At 70.4% G+C, this 16,070-nt stretch carries 17 protein-coding genes and 1 pseudogene; 4 read left to right on the plus strand and 14 right to left on the minus strand.

Going from position 1 to position 16,070, the window contains the following annotated elements:
- Window positions 1-678 (plus strand): annotated as a pseudogene (locus tag KF903_RS11600) (hypothetical protein); the annotation flags it as partial.
- A 49-nt stretch (window positions 679-727) separates the two neighbouring features.
- On the plus strand, window positions 728-1,504 hold the full coding sequence (gene ppk2 / locus KF903_RS11605; protein WP_291214907.1) for a polyphosphate kinase 2: 777 nt from the start codon (window positions 728-730) through the stop codon (window positions 1,502-1,504).
- Window positions 1,505-1,553: 49 nt separating this feature from the next.
- Here the strand turns inward: ppk2 and KF903_RS11610 are convergent, their stop codons facing one another.
- Window positions 1,554-2,540, minus strand: a complete 987-nt coding sequence (locus KF903_RS11610) for an isoaspartyl peptidase/L-asparaginase (RefSeq protein ID WP_291214910.1) — start codon at window positions 2,538-2,540, stop codon at window positions 1,554-1,556.
- A gap of 153 nt (window positions 2,541-2,693) precedes the next feature.
- A complete protein-coding gene (dcp, locus tag KF903_RS11615) occupies window positions 2,694-4,847 on the minus strand; it encodes a peptidyl-dipeptidase Dcp (RefSeq protein WP_291214913.1) in 2,154 nt (717 codons plus the stop codon).
- Window positions 4,848-4,990: 143 nt separating this feature from the next.
- Here dcp and KF903_RS11620 point away from each other — a divergent pair, with 143 nt between their 5' ends.
- Window positions 4,991-5,329 (plus strand): DMT family protein, encoded by a 339-nt coding sequence (locus KF903_RS11620; RefSeq protein ID WP_291214916.1) that lies wholly within the window; start codon window positions 4,991-4,993, stop codon window positions 5,327-5,329.
- A gap of 9 nt (window positions 5,330-5,338) precedes the next feature.
- Here KF903_RS11620 and KF903_RS11625 read toward each other — a convergent pair whose 3' ends face one another.
- The 4 genes from KF903_RS11625 to nudE form a co-directional block, all read right to left on the minus strand.
- A complete protein-coding gene (locus KF903_RS11625; RefSeq protein WP_291214919.1) occupies window positions 5,339-6,472 on the minus strand; it encodes a choice-of-anchor Q domain-containing protein in 1,134 nt (377 codons plus the stop codon).
- A gap of 105 nt (window positions 6,473-6,577) precedes the next feature.
- Entirely contained in the window at window positions 6,578-7,396 is an 819-nt protein-coding gene (gene mazG, locus KF903_RS11630) for a nucleoside triphosphate pyrophosphohydrolase (RefSeq protein WP_291214921.1), read from the minus strand.
- Between the two features lie 4 nt (window positions 7,397-7,400).
- A complete protein-coding gene (cysQ, locus tag KF903_RS11635; protein WP_291214924.1) occupies window positions 7,401-8,216 on the minus strand; it encodes a 3'(2'),5'-bisphosphate nucleotidase CysQ in 816 nt (271 codons plus the stop codon).
- Entirely contained in the window at window positions 8,213-8,773 is a 561-nt protein-coding gene (nudE, locus tag KF903_RS11640; protein ID WP_291214926.1) for an ADP compounds hydrolase NudE, read from the minus strand. The genes cysQ and nudE overlap by 4 nt, the downstream gene beginning before the upstream one ends.
- 110 nt (window positions 8,774-8,883) lie before the next feature.
- On the opposite strand from nudE, the gene KF903_RS11645 reads away from it, so the two are divergent.
- Window positions 8,884-9,969 carry a hypothetical protein gene (locus KF903_RS11645; RefSeq protein WP_291214929.1) on the plus strand — a complete coding sequence of 362 codons (1,086 nt, stop codon included), beginning with the start codon at window positions 8,884-8,886 and terminating at the stop codon, window positions 9,967-9,969.
- Between the two features lie 29 nt (window positions 9,970-9,998).
- Here the strand turns inward: KF903_RS11645 and KF903_RS11650 are convergent, their stop codons facing one another.
- The 8 genes from KF903_RS11650 to gspH form a co-directional block, all read right to left on the minus strand.
- Window positions 9,999-10,823 carry an inositol monophosphatase family protein gene (locus KF903_RS11650; protein WP_291214930.1) on the minus strand — a complete coding sequence of 275 codons (825 nt, stop codon included), beginning with the start codon at window positions 10,821-10,823 and terminating at the stop codon, window positions 9,999-10,001.
- A gap of 1 nt (window position 10,824) precedes the next feature.
- Complete coding sequence (locus tag KF903_RS11655) at window positions 10,825-11,595, minus strand: type II secretion system protein N (RefSeq protein WP_291214932.1); 771 nt, start codon at window positions 11,593-11,595, stop codon at window positions 10,825-10,827.
- Window positions 11,596-11,676: 81 nt separating this feature from the next.
- A complete protein-coding gene (gene gspM / locus KF903_RS11660) occupies window positions 11,677-12,168 on the minus strand; it encodes a type II secretion system protein GspM (protein ID WP_291214934.1) in 492 nt (163 codons plus the stop codon).
- Window positions 12,165-13,361 carry a type II secretion system protein GspL gene (gspL, locus tag KF903_RS11665; RefSeq protein WP_291214938.1) on the minus strand — a complete coding sequence of 399 codons (1,197 nt, stop codon included), beginning with the start codon at window positions 13,359-13,361 and terminating at the stop codon, window positions 12,165-12,167. The genes gspM and gspL overlap by 4 nt, the downstream gene beginning before the upstream one ends.
- A 66-nt stretch (window positions 13,362-13,427) precedes the next feature.
- Window positions 13,428-14,417, minus strand: a complete 990-nt coding sequence (gene gspK / locus KF903_RS11670; protein ID WP_291214940.1) for a type II secretion system minor pseudopilin GspK — start codon at window positions 14,415-14,417, stop codon at window positions 13,428-13,430.
- Window positions 14,411-15,127, minus strand: coding sequence for a type II secretion system minor pseudopilin GspJ (gene gspJ / locus KF903_RS11675; protein ID WP_291214942.1), 717 nt, complete (start codon window positions 15,125-15,127; stop codon window positions 14,411-14,413). The genes gspK and gspJ overlap by 7 nt, the downstream gene beginning before the upstream one ends.
- Before the next feature lie 50 nt (window positions 15,128-15,177).
- Window positions 15,178-15,558, minus strand: coding sequence for a type II secretion system minor pseudopilin GspI (gene gspI / locus KF903_RS11680; RefSeq protein ID WP_291214944.1), 381 nt, complete (start codon window positions 15,556-15,558; stop codon window positions 15,178-15,180).
- Window positions 15,555-16,067: a type II secretion system minor pseudopilin GspH gene (gspH, locus tag KF903_RS11685; protein ID WP_291214947.1), complete on the minus strand. Its 513-nt coding sequence runs from the start codon at window positions 16,065-16,067 to the stop codon at window positions 15,555-15,557. The genes gspI and gspH overlap by 4 nt, the downstream gene beginning before the upstream one ends.
- Between the last annotated feature and the right edge of the window lie 3 nt (window positions 16,068-16,070).

Consider the following 16,070-nt stretch of genomic DNA (forward strand, 5'->3'; position numbering starts at 1 on the left):
CTGCCGCGTTGCTTCCAGCCGTCTGACACCACGCGCGAGGTCGGTCAACCACCTGCGCGGGTCGCACTGGGCCTGCCCGAACACGGCCCCGTGTACGCCTGTTTCAACAACAGCTACAAGCTCAATCCAGCCAGCTTCGAGCGTCTGCTCGCGGTACTGCGCGGCCTGCCCGACGCGGTGCTGTGGCTGCTGTGCGGTCCCGAGGGCGCCGACGCGCGCCTGCGCGAGGAAGCGCAGCGGCGCGGTGTCGATCCCGCCCGGCTCGTGTTCCAGCCGCGTCTGCCGCATGCGCAATACCTCGCGCTGTACCGCCACGCCGACCTGTTCCTCGACACGCTGCCCTATGGCGCGCACACCACGGCTTCCGACGCGATCTGGGCCGGCTGTCCCGTATTGACGGTGCCGGGCGCGACGTTCGCCGCGCGCGTCGCGGCCAGCCTCAATGCCCATCTGGGCCTGGCCGAACTCAACTGCAGCGACGATGCCGCCTTCATCGCCCGCGCGCTCGCGCTTGGCCGCGACCACGCGGCGCGCGCGCAACTGCGCGCGCGGCTCGCCACGCTGCGCGCCTCGAGCGGCCTGTTCGACATGCCCGCGCTCGCGCGCGACCTGCTCGCCCTGCTGCGGCGCATGGTCGAACGCCAGCGCGCCGGGCTTGCACCGGCCGATCTGGACTGAGCCGCGACCACGCTATGCTGCGGCCACCCGCCGTGATTCCGGAGCCGGCATGAAGCCCCTCAAGCGCAAGCCCTACAACCACGCCCTCGATGCGCTGTACGAAGACCTCGTTGCGCTGCAGCGCTGGATCGTGGCGCGCGGCCAGCGTGTGGTCGTGATCTTCGAGGGGCGCGATGCAGCCGGCAAGGGCGGCGTGATCAACACGCTGCTGGCGCCGCTCAATGCGCGCCAGGTGCGCAGCGTGGCGTTGCCGCGGCCGACCGATCGCGAGGCGACGCAGTGGTACTTCCAGCGCTATGTCGCCCACCTGCCGGCGGCAGGCGAGCTCGTGCTGTTCGACCGCAGCTGGTACAACCGCGCCGGCGTCGAACACGTCATGGGATTCTGCACGCCGGCGCAATACCGCCGCTTTCTCACCGCCTGCCCGGTGTTCGAGAAGATGCTGGTCGACGACGGCATCATCCTCGTCAAGTACTGGCTCGCGGTCGACCAGGAACGGCAGGAGGAGCGCTTTGCCGAACGTGCCAGCGACCCGCTCAAGCGCTGGAAGATCTCGCCGATCGACCTCAAGGCACGCGAGCTCTACGCGGCCTACGGGCAGGCGCGCGATGCGATGATCGCGGCGACCCATCACGAGTGGGCGCCATGGTTCGTGGTCGACTTCAATGACCAGCGCCAAGGCCGCCTCGATCTGATCGCGCACCTGCTGCGCCACCTTCCCGAGCGCGCGCCACCCGACAAGCCGCTGCGCCTGCCACGACTGCGCGGCGCCCCGGGCCGCGAGCAACTCGCCGACAGCCAGCGCTGGATCAACGCCCGCGATTGAAGCGCCGCACATGGCGACGCAGGCACGGCGACCGCTGCGCCGCGCGTGGTCAGTCCTTGAAGATCGCCACGTGCACCTTGCCCGACTTGTCGACCCAGCCGCGATACATGCCATCGGTGTTGAACGGCATCGCGATGTTGCCCTTGGCGTCGAGCGCGATCGCGCCGCCGTCGCCACCGAGCTGCGGGATGAGTTTCATCACGACCTCGTCGGCGGCCTTCGCCAGCGGCTGCTTGGCATAGGCGACGCGTGCGCAGATGTCGTGCGCGGCCACCGTGCGGATGTAGTACTCGCCCCAACCCGTGCCCGATACCGCGCACTGCGCGTTGGCGTAGGTGCCGGCGCCGATGATCGGTGAATCGCCCACGCGGCCGTAGCGCTTGTTGGTCATGCCGCCGGTCGAGGTGGCGGCGGCCAGATGCCCGGCCGCGTCGAGTGCGACGGCGCCGACGGTGCCGTAGTGGACCATGCGGCCGAGCGAGGACTGCTGGCCTGCCGCTTCCTTGCGCAGCACTTCCTGCAACTGCTGCCAACGCTGTTCGGTGCGGAAGTAGGACGGATCGACGAGTTCGATGCCGACGCTCTGTGCGAACGCCTCGGCGCCATCGCCGACCATGAACACGTGCGGCGACTTCTCCATGACCGCACGCGCCAGCAGGATCGGATTCTTGATCCGATGCACGCCGGCGATCGCGCCGGCGCGCAGCGTGGCACCGTCCATGATCGCCGCATCGAGCTCGTTGCGGCCGTCGTGGGTGAACACGGCGCCCTTGCCGGCATTGAATCGCGGCGAGTCCTCGAGGATGACGATGGCCTTGCCGACCGCATCGAGGCTCGTGCCGCCCTCCTTGAGCACGGCGTAGCCGGCAGCCAGTGCGGCTTCGAGATCGGCACGCACGGCTTGCTGCGCCTCGGGCGACAGCTCGGAACGGATCACGCCGGCGCCACCGTGGATGACGAGCACGGGCGTGGCGGCGATGGCAGCGGTCGTGGACAGCATGGCGGCGGTGAGCAGGGCGAGGCGGCGCAGGTGCATGGCTGGAATCCGGTCGATGAAACTCGAACAGGACCGGCGCAGCAGCGCCGGCGGTGGCAAGGCTGGGTCGCGGCGCCCCGATGGAAACGCCGCGACGACAGGGAACGAACCGGCGGCGCCCGGCGCGGCAACGGCTGCGCCGGGCGCTCGCGCCTACTTCTTGTCGGCTGCATCCTCCAGGCCACGCTGCTTGAGCATCGCGGCGACGTTCGGATCGCGGCCGCGCCAGTCGCGGTAGAGCGTGGCCAAGTCCTCGCTGTTGCCGCGCGAGAGGATCATGGCGCGGAAGCGGTCGCCGTTCTCGCGACTGAGGCCGCCATGCTCGCCGAACCAGCCATAGGCATCATCGGCCAGCATCTGCGTCCACAGGTAGGCGTAATAGCCGGCCGAATAACCATTGCCCCAGATGTGGAGGAAATAGCTCGAACGGTAGCGCGGCGGCACATAGGCCAGGTCGGTGCCATTGTCCTTGAGCGCGGCCGCTTCGAACTTGTCGACGTCCTGCAGCGGCGCGCTGGCCCCGAGCATGTGCCAGGACATGTCGAGCAGCGCCGCCGACAGCAGCTCGGTCATGTCGTAGCCCTTGTTGAAGGTCTTGGCCTTCTTCATCTTGTCGACCAGCGCCTGCGGCATCGGCTCGCCGGTCTGGTAGTGGCGGGCGTAATGCGCGAACACGCTCGGCTCGGTCATCCAGTATTCGTTGAACTGCGAGGGGAACTCGACGAAGTCGCGCGCGGTGTTGGTGCCCGACAGGCTCGGATACTGCTCATCGGCGAAGATGCCATGCAGCGCGTGGCCGAACTCGTGGAACATCGTGTTGACGTCATCGAGCGTAAGCAGCGCAGGCTGGCCCGGCGCCGGCTTGGTGAAGTTGCCGACGTTGTAGATGACCGGCTTGGTGCCGAGCAGCTTCGACTGGCCGACGAGGTTGTCCATCCAGGCGCCGCCGTTCTTGTTGTCGCGCTTGAAATAGTCGCAGTAGAACAGCGCGATCTGCTGGCCATCGTGGTCGATCACGTTGAACACGCGCACGTCCGGGTTGTACACCGGAATGTCCTTGCGCTCGACGAAGCTCAGGCCGTAGAGCTGATGAGCGGCGTAGAACACGCCGTTCTTGAGCACGTTGTCGAGCTCGAAGTAGGGCTTGAGCTGGCTGTCATCGAGGTCGTAGCGCGCCTTGCGCACCTGCTCGGAATAAAACAGCCAGTCCCAAGCCGCGAGCTTGAACTTGCCGTCCGACTTGTCGATGAGCGCCTGGATGTCGGCCGCCTCCGCGCGCGCCTTGCCGGTCGCGGCCGGCACCAGATCGCGCATGAACTTGAGCGCGGTGGCAGGCGTCTTGGCCATCTGGTCCTCGAGCTGCCAGGCGGCGAAATCGGCAAAGCCGAGCAGCTTGGCCTTCTCGGCGCGGATCTGCGCGATGCGCGCGATGGTGGCGCGGGTATCGTTGGCATCGCCCTTCTCGGCCCGCGTCCACGACGCCTCGAACAGGCGTTCGCGCGTGGCGCGGTCGGTCAGCGACTGCAGGTCGGGCTGTTGGGTGGTGTTCTGCAGCGCGAGCACCCACTTGCCGTCGAGCTTGCGCGCCTTGGCGGCCTCGGCCGCGGCGGCCAGCTCGGCCTCGCCCAGGCCCGCGAGCTGGGCCTTGTCACCAACCACGAGCGCGGCGGCGTTGGCCGCGGCCAGCAGCTTGTTGACGTACTGCGCGCTGAGCGAGGACTCCTCGCCGTTGAGCTTCTTGAGCCGGGCCTGGTCGGCCGCCGACAGTTGCGCGCCGGCATGCACGAACTCGCGGTAGGTCACCTCGAGCAGGCGCTGCGACTCGGGATCGAGCTTGAGCGTTGCGCGTTGGTCGTACACGGCCTTGATGCGCGCGAACAGCTTGGCGTTGAAGTGGATCGCGTCGCTATGGGCGGCGAGCTTGGGCGCGATATCCTCCTGCACCTTCTGCAGCGCCGGGTCGGTGTTGGCGCTCGACACCACGCCAAAGGCACCGCCGACGCGCGCGAGCAGGCGGCCGGTCTTTTCCATCGCCACCAGCGTGTTGTCGAAGGTCGGCGCGGCCTTGTTGTTGGCGATTTGCTCGATCTGGGCAAGTTGCTCGCGCATGCCGGCCTCGAATGCGGGCAGGTAGTCGGAGTCCTTGATCTTGTCGAACGGCGGCGCCTGCAGCGGCAGCGTGCTCGGCGCGGCGAACGGGTTGCTGGCCGGCAGGCCGCCGCCCTTGGCCAGCACCGCCGGCGCGAAGCCGGCAGCGGCGGCGATCGCCAGGCTGAGTGTGGTCGTCATGAGTCGGGTTCGCAGCATGGCGCAATCCTCGGCGAATGCGGGAAGGGGAAAGTCGGCAATCTAGCGGCTCGGCATGGCCGGCGCCAAGTGACTTTCGGCCCGGTGCAGCCGATCCGCCGCGCCGCCACTACCATCGCACTTTTCGCCCCGGTGCCGCCGAGATGTGGAATCACCTGCTGCCGATCGCCCTGCTGGTGGGCTCCAACGTGTTCATGACGTTCGCCTGGTACGGACACCTGCGCTTCACCGACCGGCCGCTGTGGCTCGTCGTGATCGCGAGCTGGGGCATCGCCTTTTTCGAATACTGCCTGCAGGTGCCGGCCAACCGCCTCGGCTACACGGTGTACAACCCGGCCCAGCTCAAGGCGATGCAGGAGATCATCACGCTGCTCGTGTTCAGCGTGTTCTCGGTGCTCTACCTCGGCAGCGCGATCCGCTGGAACCACGTGGTCGGCTTCGCGCTGCTGGTGGCCGCGGCATTTTTCCTGTTCCGCGACTGAGCCAGGCGCCTACTCGAAGCCGTCGTAGAAGATGAGGTCGAGCGCGGCGCCCGCCTCGACCGCGCCACTGTCGCAACCGTTGCCGGCGGGCCGCCCGCCGCCGCGCTGGTCGACCGACAGCACGCATTGCGCGTTCGGGATGCGGTTGATTGCGGCGCTGGTGTTGCCCGGCATGCGGGTCCAGGTCGGGCCGCCATTGTTGGCGAGCGCGCCGAGCATCGGATTGCCGGCACCGTCGCCGGTGGCCGACAGCGCGCATGAGGTCGAACCCGCCCACACGTTGTAGCCACCCGAAGTCAGCATGCCGTCGCAGTTGCCATTGGCATTGTTGGCGATGATCGAGCGACTGACGAACAGGGCGCCATTGGCGCTGTAGAAGCCACCACCAAAGGTCCCGCCGGAATTGTCGGCGATCGTCACGTGGACGAGGCTGCCGGCGTCGCTGCTGTCGACGTAGATGGCGCCGCCGCCCGAACTCGAGGCGGTGGCGCGGTTGCCGCTGAAGGTGGAATTGCTCACGTTGAGCGTCGAAGTACTGTAGATCGCGCCGCCGCCGGTGGTGGCGGTGTTGTTGCTGAAGGTGCTGAAGCGGATCGTCGCCGGCCCGCCATCGTTGAGGATCGCGCCGCCGTGGCCGCTGCTGCCGGCGCCGTTGTTGGTGTTGTCGGCAAACGTGCTTGCCTCGACCACGAGGCTGTTCTGGTTGAGCAACGGCGCGGCGCCCGAGATGTTGTTGCGCACGGTCACTTCACGCAGGCGCAGGCTGCCGAAGTTCTCGAGCATGTGCCCGCCATTGAACACGCCGTGCTGCAGCGTCAGGCGCCGGAGCGTGACGTTGGCGCTGGCGTAGATCTGGAACAGCGCCGACGTGCCACCGCCGTCGAGCGTGATGCTGCCGCCGCCGTCGATGACCACCGCATGCGCAATCGCCTTGCGGTTGGTGAACACGATCGTCGCGGTGCCGCAATTGAAGGTGATCGTGCCGCCGCCGCTGCCATCGACGGCAGCGAGCACGCTGTCGAAGCCAGCCTGGTTGCAGTTGCCCGGACCGACCACGCCGTTGGCGGCCCAGGCCGGCAGCGCAAAGGCAGCGGCCATGCAGGCCGTGCCGCGGATGAGGATGTTCGCCGTCGTGCCACGCATGTCACCACCTCCCTCTGTTGGTTGCATGCGACGACCCGATCATCGCATCGAGTCAGGTAACGCCAAACGGCGACCAGACACGCCATCGCCGCGATGTCGGCGCGCTCAGCGCGTCGGCCGCTGCCGCTCCTCGGCCTTGGCCGCGTCCCACAGCGCATCCTGCTCGGCCAGCGTCCGCTCGCCCAGCGCCTGGCCTGACGCCACGGCCAGCGCCTCCATGCGGCGGAACCGCCGCTCGAACTTCGCGTTGGCGTGGCGCAACGCCTGCGAGAAATCGACCTTGGCGTGGCGCGCCAGGTTGACGCAGACAAACAGCACATCGCCGACTTCGTCGGTCAGGCGCTCGGCATCGGCGCCGGCCGCGAACTCGCACCGCACTTCCTCGATCTCCTCACCGAGCTTGGCCAGCACGGGGCCAACCTCGGGCCAGTCGAAACCGACCCGCGCCGCCTTCTGCTGCAACTTCAGCGCGCGCTGCCACTCGGGCAGGCCGCGCGCGATGCCGGCCAGCGCGCTGTCGTCGGCGTCACCCTTGTCGGCGCGCTCGGCTGCCTTGAGCGCATCCCAGGCCCGGGTCTGGGCCGCCGCCGAGTCGAAGCGGGCCGCGCCGAACACGTGCGGGTGGCGCCGCACGAGCTTGTCGCAGATGGCCGCCACCACGTCGGCGAACCCGAAGTGGCCGGCCTCCTCGGCCATGCGCGCATGGAACACCACCTGCAGCAGCAGGTCGCCCAGTTCGTCGCGCAGGTCGGCGTAATCCTTGCGGTCGATCGCATCGGCGACCTCGTAGGCCTCCTCGATCGTGTACGGCGCAATGGTGTCGAAATCCTGCTCGACGTCCCACGGGCAGCCATGCTCGCGATCGCGCAGGCGCGCCATGATCGCCAGCAGGTCGTCGATGCTGCGTCCAGGGGGCGTGTCCATCGCATCACTCCATGAGCAGGCGCCAATCGGCGCGGCGGTCGCCCAGCGCGAGAAAATCGCCGTTGATGAGCGACGCGCGGGCGTTGTAGCGCAGCGGCTGGCCGGCAAAGTCGAGCACGGCGCCACCGGCCTCCTCGAGCACGCACTGGCCCGCCGCGGTGTCCCACTCCGAGGTCGGTCCGAGGCGGATGTACAGATCGGCCTCGCCCGCGGCGATGCGCACGAACTTGAGCGAAGAACCGAGCGGCCACTTCTCGCATGGCCCGAGTCGCGCCAGCAATTCGCTCTCGCGCTCGCTCGCATGCGAGCGGCTGCCCGCGACGAGCAGCGTGGCTGGGCGCGCGCGCGTGGCGATGCGCCGCGGCGCGATCCCGGCCGCGGGATTCGACAGCCAGGCGCCGCCGCCACGCCAAGCGCAGGCGAGCTCGCCCGTCACCGGCGTCTGCACCACGCCGAGCACGGGCTCGTGGCCGTCGATGAGCGCGATGTTGACCGTGAACTCGCCATTGCGCTTGACGAACTCGCGCGTGCCATCGAGCGGATCGACGAGCCAGTAGCGCTGCCAGCGCGAACGCTCGTTCCAGTCGACCGCGGCCGATTCCTCGGCCAGCACCGGCAGTTGCGGCGTGAGCTCGCGCAGCGCCGCGACGATGAGGCGGTTGGCCGCCAGATCGGCCTCGGTCAGCGGCGAGCGGTCGTCCTTGCTGGCGACGGCAAACTCCGATTCGTAAACCGCGAGGATCGCCTGCGCCGCGCGCTGCGCGATCGCGCCGGCGGCGGCGGCAAGCGCGCCCAGATCCGGCTCGGCGGCAGCGCTCATGGCTGCGGCTGGTAGCGACCCGCGAGGTACTCGCGCGCCATGAACAGCGCCGCGATCGAACGACCGTCGCTGACTTCGGGATGCTCGAGCAGCGTGTGCAGCTGCGACAGGCGCCAGGGCACCACGTCGAGCGGTTCGGGCTCGTCGCCTTCGAGTCGCTCGGGATAGAGCTCGCGCGCAAGCACCACCTGGGTCAGCGCCGTCATGTAGCCGGGCGACACCGCCAGCGTGCCGAGCACGTGCAGCTCGCGCGCGCCGTAGCCGATCTCTTCCTTGAGTTCGCGATTGGCCCCCTGCACCGCGATCTCGTCGCGATCGAGCCGGCCCTTGACGAGACCGAGCTCGTAACGGTCCACACCGACCGCATACTCGCGCACCAGCAATGCGGTGTCCTCGTCGCGCAGCGGCACCACGATGACGGCGCCGAGGCCCGAACTTAGCAGGCGCTCGAAGCTGCGTTGCTGGCCGTTGGAGAACTGCAGGTCGACCTGCTCGGCGCGCAGGAATCGGCTGCTCGGCAATGGCCGCGTGGCGAGGATCCGGGGAGGCGTGCGCATCGCTGCATTCTAGCCTGCCCGCCGCCCGCCGGCCGCCATGCTGGACGATCCCGTCGATTCTTGGCAGCCTCGCCGCGAGATGCGTCACCTGCGGCAGGCGGAGACAGTTCATGTCAGGCAAATCAACACTTCCCTCCCGCAGCCTCGTGACCCTCGTCATGGGGGCGGCCTTTTGCGCGCTGCACGCGCAGCAGTTGCCCGAGCTGGGTCCGGCGCCGCGCCTGCAAGTGGACGCGGTTCCGCAACGGCTCGCGCAGCCGCAACCGGTGGCGCCGGCCGCGGTCAGCTTCAATCCGCTCAACCGCAACGAGGTCGCGCTGGCCTACCAGAACATCTTCGTGCCGCAGCTCGTGCCCAGCGGCTGGAATGGCAACGTGGGCAGCTGCAATCCCGGCACCACGAGCGCCGCCTACCACCAGGCCACGATCGACCGCGTCAACTATTTCCGCGTCCAGGCCGGCCTGCCCGGCAACGTCACGATCTTCAACGGCAGCGAGCCAGCCGGCACGCAGGCCGCCGCGCTGATCTACAGCGCACAGCACGCGCTCAGCCACGATCCGCCATCGAACTGGGCCTGCTGGACGCAAGCGGGTCACGACGCCGCGGCCAAGTCCAACATCGCGCTCAGCTACGGCAGCGACACGGCGGCCGGGCCCAACGCGGTCGTCATGTACATGGACGATCCGGGCAGCGGCAACGGCATGGCCGGCCACCGCCGCTGGCTGCTGTATCCACCGCAAGCGCAGATGGCCTCGGGCTCGATTCCGTACAACCCGCAGTGGGCCGCCAACGCACTGTGGGTGCTGGGTCCGTTCGGCAGCCGGCCGGCGACGCCCGACGGCGTGGCCTGGCCGCCGCGCGGCTACGTCCCCTGGCAAGTGTTGCCGAAGACGTCCAACCGTTGGTCGTTCTCATGGCAGGGCGCCAACTTCAGCGCCGCCACCGTCAGCATGACGCGCAATGGTGTGCCGCTTGGCGCGCCGACCTACGAAACGATCGCCAACGGCTACGGCGACAACACCCTGGTGTGGCTGCCGCAGGGCGTCACCTATGTGCAGCCCGCAGCCGACGTGACCTACCACGTCACGATCAGCGGCATCAGCGGTGGCGGCGCACCGTCGACGATCAGCTACGACGTCATCGTGATCGACCCCTACGCGCCCGGCGACCTGATCTTCGACAACGGCTTCGATTGATTGCCGGCGGATCGCCGGCAATCACGCGCTCACGCATCGCGGCAGGTTTGCGCCATACGAAACAGCGCCAGCGCCTGCGCATGCAGCGCGGGCGGGCCGGCGAGTGCGCTGCGCGTGGCCATGCCGATCGGGGCGCCGTCGAGATCGCTGAACACGCCCCCGGCCTCGCGCACGATCACCACCAACGCCGCGATGTCGAGGATGTTGAGATCCGACTCGATCACGAGATCGATCGCGCCGCGTGCGAGCAGGTGGTAGTGCAGGAAATCGCCATAGCCGCGGATGCGGCCAACGCGGCGCGTGAGTTCGGCGTAGACCTGCCAGCGCCGCGCATCGGCGGCCAGGCTCTTGAGGTTGCCGGTCGACACCGCCGCCTGCGCATCGAACTGGCGCAGCGCCGACACCTGCAAGGGTCGCGGTACGCCGCCGTCTTCGCGCACGAAAGCGCCACCGCCGCGCACGGCCCAGGCGCGCTCGCCGTACAGCGGGGCGTCGGATACACCGAGCACGAGTTCGCCGCGATGCATGAGCGCGATCTGGGTCGAGAACAACGGATAGCCGCGCACGAAGGCCTTGGTGCCGTCGATCGGGTCGATGAGCCACAGCCAGTCGCCAGTGCCTTCGCGCCCCTCCTCTTCGCCATGCAAGGCGTGCGCGGGGAACGCCGCGCGCAGCACGCGCTTGATCGCGGCCTCGGCCTCGCGGTCGGCTTCGGTGACGGGCGTGAGATCGGCCTTGGTGACGACGTGGAAGTCCTGCGCGCGATAGCGTGGCACGATGACTGCACGCGCGGCGTCGGCAGCGGCCTGCGCCACTTCGAGCGCAGCGGCGGGCAGCGGTGGACCAGCGGCCATGTCAGTGCCCCGCCGGCAGGACGCCCTGCACGCGCACGAGTCTGGAACCGTCGGGCTGCGGCTCGCCGATGCCGCCCAGCAGCTCCTGGGTCTGCGCATCGGCATTGCGCGCGCGCAAGATCGCTTCGGCTTCGTAAGCGGGCAGGCGCAGGCGAAAGGTTCCGTCCACGGCCAGCGTGCCGCTGGCATCGTCCTTGAAGCTGCCGACGATCGAGCCGTCGGCCTGGCTGGCGAAGTCGCCGGCGAGAGCGCCCAGATGCAGCTCGCCGCGCGGCGTGCGCACGCCGACGTCACTCCAGCGCGCCGTGCCGGCCACCTGGCGCAGGTCGATGCCGGCCAGCGAGGCATGCCCGAGCGTGCCGGCCAGCGTGCCCTGCAACTGCACGTCGCCGGCGGCGAACAGCCGCTCGAACCTTGCCGCCGGCACGCTGAAGCGCAGGTCCTGCAGCTCGAACCGACTCGCACCCAGTCGCTCGACCTGCCCCGCCAGCTCGACCTCACCGCCTTCGATGCGCAGATCGACCATCGGCTTGCCGGCCAGCAACGGCCACTTGGGCAGCTGCCAGTGGAGCCTGCCAAGGTCGCGGCCGAGCAGGCTGATGCCGTCGGCATGGCCATCCCACAGCGTGCCCTCGATCCCGTTCAGATGCAGTGCCGGCACGCGCACCTGCAGGTATTGCCAGGCCACGCGGGCCGGCAGTCGCCACAGATACACGCCGGCCGCGACGAGGACGAACACGCAGGCAACGAGCAGGAGTTTGAACACGCGCATGGGACGAGGATCCGTTGCAGGCAGGAGGCAGGACGCGCAGTCAGCCGCACCGCCGGGTTGGTTGAACGCAGGCGCCCGCCGTCATGGCGCGTCCTGCAGCGTGATGCGCGCATTGACGAGACCCGCGCCGTCGGCGCGGTCGGCGCTCAGCTCGCTGGTCTGCACGCCATAACCGCTGGCGAGCAGTTCCAGCCATTGCACCAGCGCATCGAACTGCACGGCTTCGAAACTGAGTTTGACGTGGCGCGCGCCGGCCGGCTCGACCTGGCGCAGCGCGGCGCCGAGGCCGGCATCGCGCGCACTGGTGTCGGCCAGCGCCAGCAGCGACTTGCCGGCGCGGTCGCCGCGTGCACGCTGCGCCGTGCCGTGCTGCTGTGCGAGCTGCGCCGCCGCGCGCTGCACGCGGGCCAGTTCATCGCGACCGGCAACCAGGTCCTGTTCGAGCAGGGCGCGGCGCTGCGCCAGCGGGTGCCAGACGAGCGCCCACACGAGCAGCAACGCGACCACGGCGGCGCCCCAACGCAGCGTGCGGCGGTCGCGCTCGGATTGCGCCTGCCACCAATGGCCGATCATGGCGCCGCCGCCTTGCCGGCAGCGGCATCGACGCGAACGCGGCCATCGATGCCGTCGGCACCCGGATTGGCGGCGGTCAGCTCGGCCTTGCAGCCGGGCAGCATGCCGATGCGTTCGCGCACGAGGTCGAGCGCGTTGACATCGGGTGCGTGCAAGCTCAGCTCAAGCACCCCGTTGCGATAGTCGAGCGCGCGCAACTGCACCTGGCTCGGACTGCTCGCCAGCACCGGCCCGATGCGCTCGAGCACGGCCAGCGCGCCGCCCGCGCCAGCGCCGTCGCTGCGACCGAGGCGCGACTGCACGAGCTGCAGCGGCGTGAGGCGATCGAACACGCCCGCATCGAGCTCGGGCAACGCCGCCTGCACGGCCTCGCGCGCGGCGGCATCGACCCGCTTCACCGCGCGCGACAACTGCCACACCTGGGCCGCCAGCGCGAACACCGCGAGCGCAGCCACGCCCGCCGCCAGCAGCGCAGCGCGGCGCCACCAGCGCGCACCATCGTTGCGCCGCCGTCGCGACGACGCGAACGCGCCATCGAGCAGATTGAGCGGCGCCGGGCCCAACCCGGCGGCGAGCCACGCCAGCGCATCGCCGGCGCGCTCGCGATAGGCCGCCACCGCGGTCGACAAGGCCAGGCGCGGCGCCGCACGGCAATCGTGGACGCTGAGCGCGGGCAGCGGCGCAAGCTCGGCCAGGACACCCGGCAGTTCAGCCAGACTGCAGGCCAGAGCCGACCAGGTGGCCGGGCGCAGCGTCGCGCGCTCGGCCTCGAGCAGCAGCGCGGCAGTGGCGGGCTCGACCGGCAATGCCAGCGTGTCGGGCAGCACCACGTCGGCCGCGATGCCGGCCGCGGCGAGCTGGTCGAGCCAGCGCGCAAGCGTGTCGCGGGCGACCACGGCGACACCGACGCGGCCCTCGTGCGGCGTCGCCACCGCGAAATGCAGGTTTTCCACCGGCGCCAGCAGCAAATCCTCGACCGCGTAGGGCACCGCCTTGAGCAACTGCGCGCGGTTGCGCGCGGTCAAGGTCACTTCGGTCAGCAGCACCTCGGTGCCCGGCACCAGCACCACCACCTCGCCCGCGCGCGCCAGCACCGCTGCCGGCGGCACCCCGACCTCGGCCCGCGCGGCACCCGCGGCCAGCCAGTGCAGGCTGCCGTCGGGGGCAAGGCGCAGGAACAGTCGGTCGGACATCGTCGCGGCTGGCAGTCAATCGCGGCGATTGTACGCGAGGCGCCGGCACCGCTCGTGGGCGCGCACTCAGGGCGGGTCCGGCACCAGCGCGACCGCAGCCACCAGGGCTTCGTCGGCACCGCTGCTGCGCTGTACGGCAATGACGCGCCCGCCGCGTTGCAGCAGCACGCTGAACACCGTGAACGGCAGATCGTCGAGCACGATGTCGCCGCGCGCGAGAAAGGCGTCGCTGTGGACGTCGACGAGCGCGGCCAGCCCGGGCGGCGCGCTGCCCAGCGGCGTGGCGCGCCAGAAGCTCGGCGCATCGCTCCACTGCGCCCGCCCGTTCTGCCACAACTGCTGGCCCAAGGCCGCAGTGGCCGGCGCCGTGCCGCTGCCGGCCAGCGCCTGCAGCACGGCCGCGCTGGCGGTATTGGCATTGAGCCGCGAACCCGGTGGCAGCACGCACACATGCGGCGCCAGTCGCGCGTAGACCACCGCATCGACACCGCGCACGAGGCGCAGCTCCGACACGTGCGTGAACAGACCGCCGTGGGCGCGGTAGGGCACCGCCCCGCCGAGGTAGGCGCTGGCCGCCGGTGCCGCGTCCGGATCGGGATCGAGCCACTGCGCGACCGCCTCGCCCAGTCGCGGCTCGAGCGCCAGCGCGGCGAGCAGCCGCGTGAACAGCTCGCGCCACTGCGTCGCCTGGCCGGGCGCGAGGTTGTTGAGGTTGAAGCAGCCGTTGAGATCGCGCAGCGTCGCCGTGAGCCTGCCGCCCGGTACGTCCTGCAGCGGCAGCGGCTGCGCCCAGCGACTCAGGTGCGTGTCGGGGCCATCGCGCGGCAGCATGAGTGCCTCGATCGCGTAGGCCTCCAGGCCCTGAGCGTACGCCTGCACCTGCTCGGCGCGCAGCGCGTTGCGTGTGCGGGCCAGGGCCAGTTCGCCGCGATCGAGCAGCGCGGCGACGAGGATCGTCGCCAGCGCGACCACGAGCAGGGCGACCACCAGCGCGACACCGCGCTCGGCCTTGCCGCAGCAGCGCGCCAAACGGCGGCGGCCCGTTGCCGTCAGCATGGCTGCCCGTCCCAGCGCGCGCGGCAGGGCGCGGGCTCGGGCAGTTCGACGATGCGGCGGATCTCGCCCAGTTCGGGCGGCGCGATGCGCACTTCCACCGCACGCGGCAACTGGCTCAGCGCAGCGGCCTCGCGCTGGCACGGCAGCAATTCGCGCGGCGGCCAGCTCTCGCGCCAGGCGCGATCGCAGCCCAGGTAGCGCAGACGCAAGCCACCGGCGCGCGGCAGCAGTTCGCGCCGCAGCGGCGCGCTGCCGGGCGCGCGGTCGAGCGCCGCATAGCGCCCTTCCTGCAGCCCGCCATCGACCAGCGCGAACACGACCCGCTGCAGGTTGCTGCGCGGCTCGGCCAGCGGGTTGGCAAACCCGACCCGCGTGAACTCGACCTGGTCGGCGCTGCCGATGAACGCAGGCAGCAGGCGACCATCATTGCCGCGCACCGCGCGGCCGGCAGCCTGGCGCAGCGCGCCGCTGAGCGTGCCCACGGCGCGCTGCACCTGGGCGAAACGGTCCTGCTCGGCCGCCAGCGCGCCACGCGTGTGCGCGATCGAGGCGAGGCTGCCATAGGCGGCCGCGGCAACCAGCGCGAAGATCGCCACGGCGACGACGAGCTCGAGCAGGCTGAAGCCGCTGGCCGACCGGCCTCGGCCGGCGCGGCGATACGACAGCGCGCAGCGGCGCGCGATGCCGGGCGTTGCGCGCCACGACGGCACCTGCCGGTGCCGAGCGGCGACGATCAAATCGGACCGGTGCCCGCTTCCGATCACGGCTCGGCCTCGCTGCGAAACCCGCGCAGGCTGGCCGACGGGGCCTGCGCACTGCCGGCGAACACGGTGATGTCGATGCGCACGATGCCGGGCGTCGGCGTCGCCTGCACCTCGCGCTGCCAGCGCCACTGCCGCGCGCCCAGCTCGACGCGCCCATCGCTGCGCCCCGGCGCCGGCAGTTGCGGCGCCAGCCGCGTGTCGGCGAGCACGTTGGCGGCGACCCAGCCAGCCAGTGCGCGCTCGCGCAGCGCATCGAAATCGGCGACCTGCAGGCTGGCGGCGCGAGCCAGCGCAAGCAGTGCGATGGCGATCACGACCAGCGCGATCAGCACTTCGAGCAGGGTGAAGCCGCGGCGCGGCGCGGCGCGCGCGTTCACGGCGCCACGCTCACGACACCGTCGGCGCTGCCGAGCAGGCGCCGCTGCAGCGCCGGCTCGCCCAGTCGCAGCGTGAGCGTGAACGGCGTGAGCTCACCCGAGGAGAAGCACACCACCTGCGGCACGCGCGCGGCGACGCCACCGAGCGCGAGCACGCGGCCGTCGCGTTCGAGCGTCACGCGCAGGCCGGTCGGCCAGGCGCGATCGCGCAGTTCATCGTTGCGGCCAAAGCCTTGCCAGCGGTCGCCGTCGAGACGTGCGAAGGCATAGCCCTCGCCGCCGAGCGCGACACCGATCTCGCGGCCAGCCAACTCGGCCTCGTCGCAGGCATGCGCGAGTCGTGCGCGGAACTGGGCGGCACTGTCGTCGAGCTGGCGCTCGGCGTTGCCGCCCACGGCCAGGGTGAGCACCACCGCGAGCACGGCCACGATCGCCACCACCACGAGGATTTCGAGCAGCGTGAAACCGTTGCTGGCGCTACGCAGGCGTGACCGCTGCAGGACCGCCATGGC

The sequence above is a fragment of the Dokdonella sp. genome (assembly GCF_019634845.1).
Lineage (GTDB): Bacteria > Pseudomonadota > Gammaproteobacteria > Xanthomonadales > Rhodanobacteraceae > Dokdonella_A.

Bases quoted from the DNA above. Each gene is read 5' to 3' on its own strand.
- ppk2 (WP_291214907.1), top strand. From the start codon at position 728: ATGAAGCCCCTCAAGCGCAAGCCCTACAACCACGCCCTCGATGCGCTG.
- KF903_RS11610 (WP_291214910.1), bottom strand. From the start codon at position 2,540: ATGCACCTGCGCCGCCTCGCCCTGCTCACCGCCGCCATGCTGTCCACG.
- dcp (WP_291214913.1), bottom strand. From the start codon at position 4,847: ATGCTGCGAACCCGACTCATGACGACCACACTCAGCCTGGCGATCGCC.
- KF903_RS11620 (WP_291214916.1), top strand. From the start codon at position 4,991: ATGTGGAATCACCTGCTGCCGATCGCCCTGCTGGTGGGCTCCAACGTG.
- KF903_RS11625 (WP_291214919.1), bottom strand. From the start codon at position 6,472: ATGCGTGGCACGACGGCGAACATCCTCATCCGCGGCACGGCCTGCATG.
- mazG (WP_291214921.1), bottom strand. From the start codon at position 7,396: ATGGACACGCCCCCTGGACGCAGCATCGACGACCTGCTGGCGATCATG.
- cysQ (WP_291214924.1), bottom strand. From the start codon at position 8,216: ATGAGCGCTGCCGCCGAGCCGGATCTGGGCGCGCTTGCCGCCGCCGCC.
- nudE (WP_291214926.1), bottom strand. From the start codon at position 8,773: ATGCGCACGCCTCCCCGGATCCTCGCCACGCGGCCATTGCCGAGCAGC.
- KF903_RS11645 (WP_291214929.1), top strand. From the start codon at position 8,884: ATGTCAGGCAAATCAACACTTCCCTCCCGCAGCCTCGTGACCCTCGTC.
- KF903_RS11650 (WP_291214930.1), bottom strand. From the start codon at position 10,823: ATGGCCGCTGGTCCACCGCTGCCCGCCGCTGCGCTCGAAGTGGCGCAG.
- KF903_RS11655 (WP_291214932.1), bottom strand. From the start codon at position 11,595: ATGCGCGTGTTCAAACTCCTGCTCGTTGCCTGCGTGTTCGTCCTCGTC.
- gspM (WP_291214934.1), bottom strand. From the start codon at position 12,168: ATGATCGGCCATTGGTGGCAGGCGCAATCCGAGCGCGACCGCCGCACG.
- gspL (WP_291214938.1), bottom strand. From the start codon at position 13,361: ATGTCCGACCGACTGTTCCTGCGCCTTGCCCCCGACGGCAGCCTGCAC.
- gspK (WP_291214940.1), bottom strand. From the start codon at position 14,417: ATGCTGACGGCAACGGGCCGCCGCCGTTTGGCGCGCTGCTGCGGCAAG.
- gspH (WP_291214947.1), bottom strand. From the start codon at position 16,067: ATGGCGGTCCTGCAGCGGTCACGCCTGCGTAGCGCCAGCAACGGTTTC.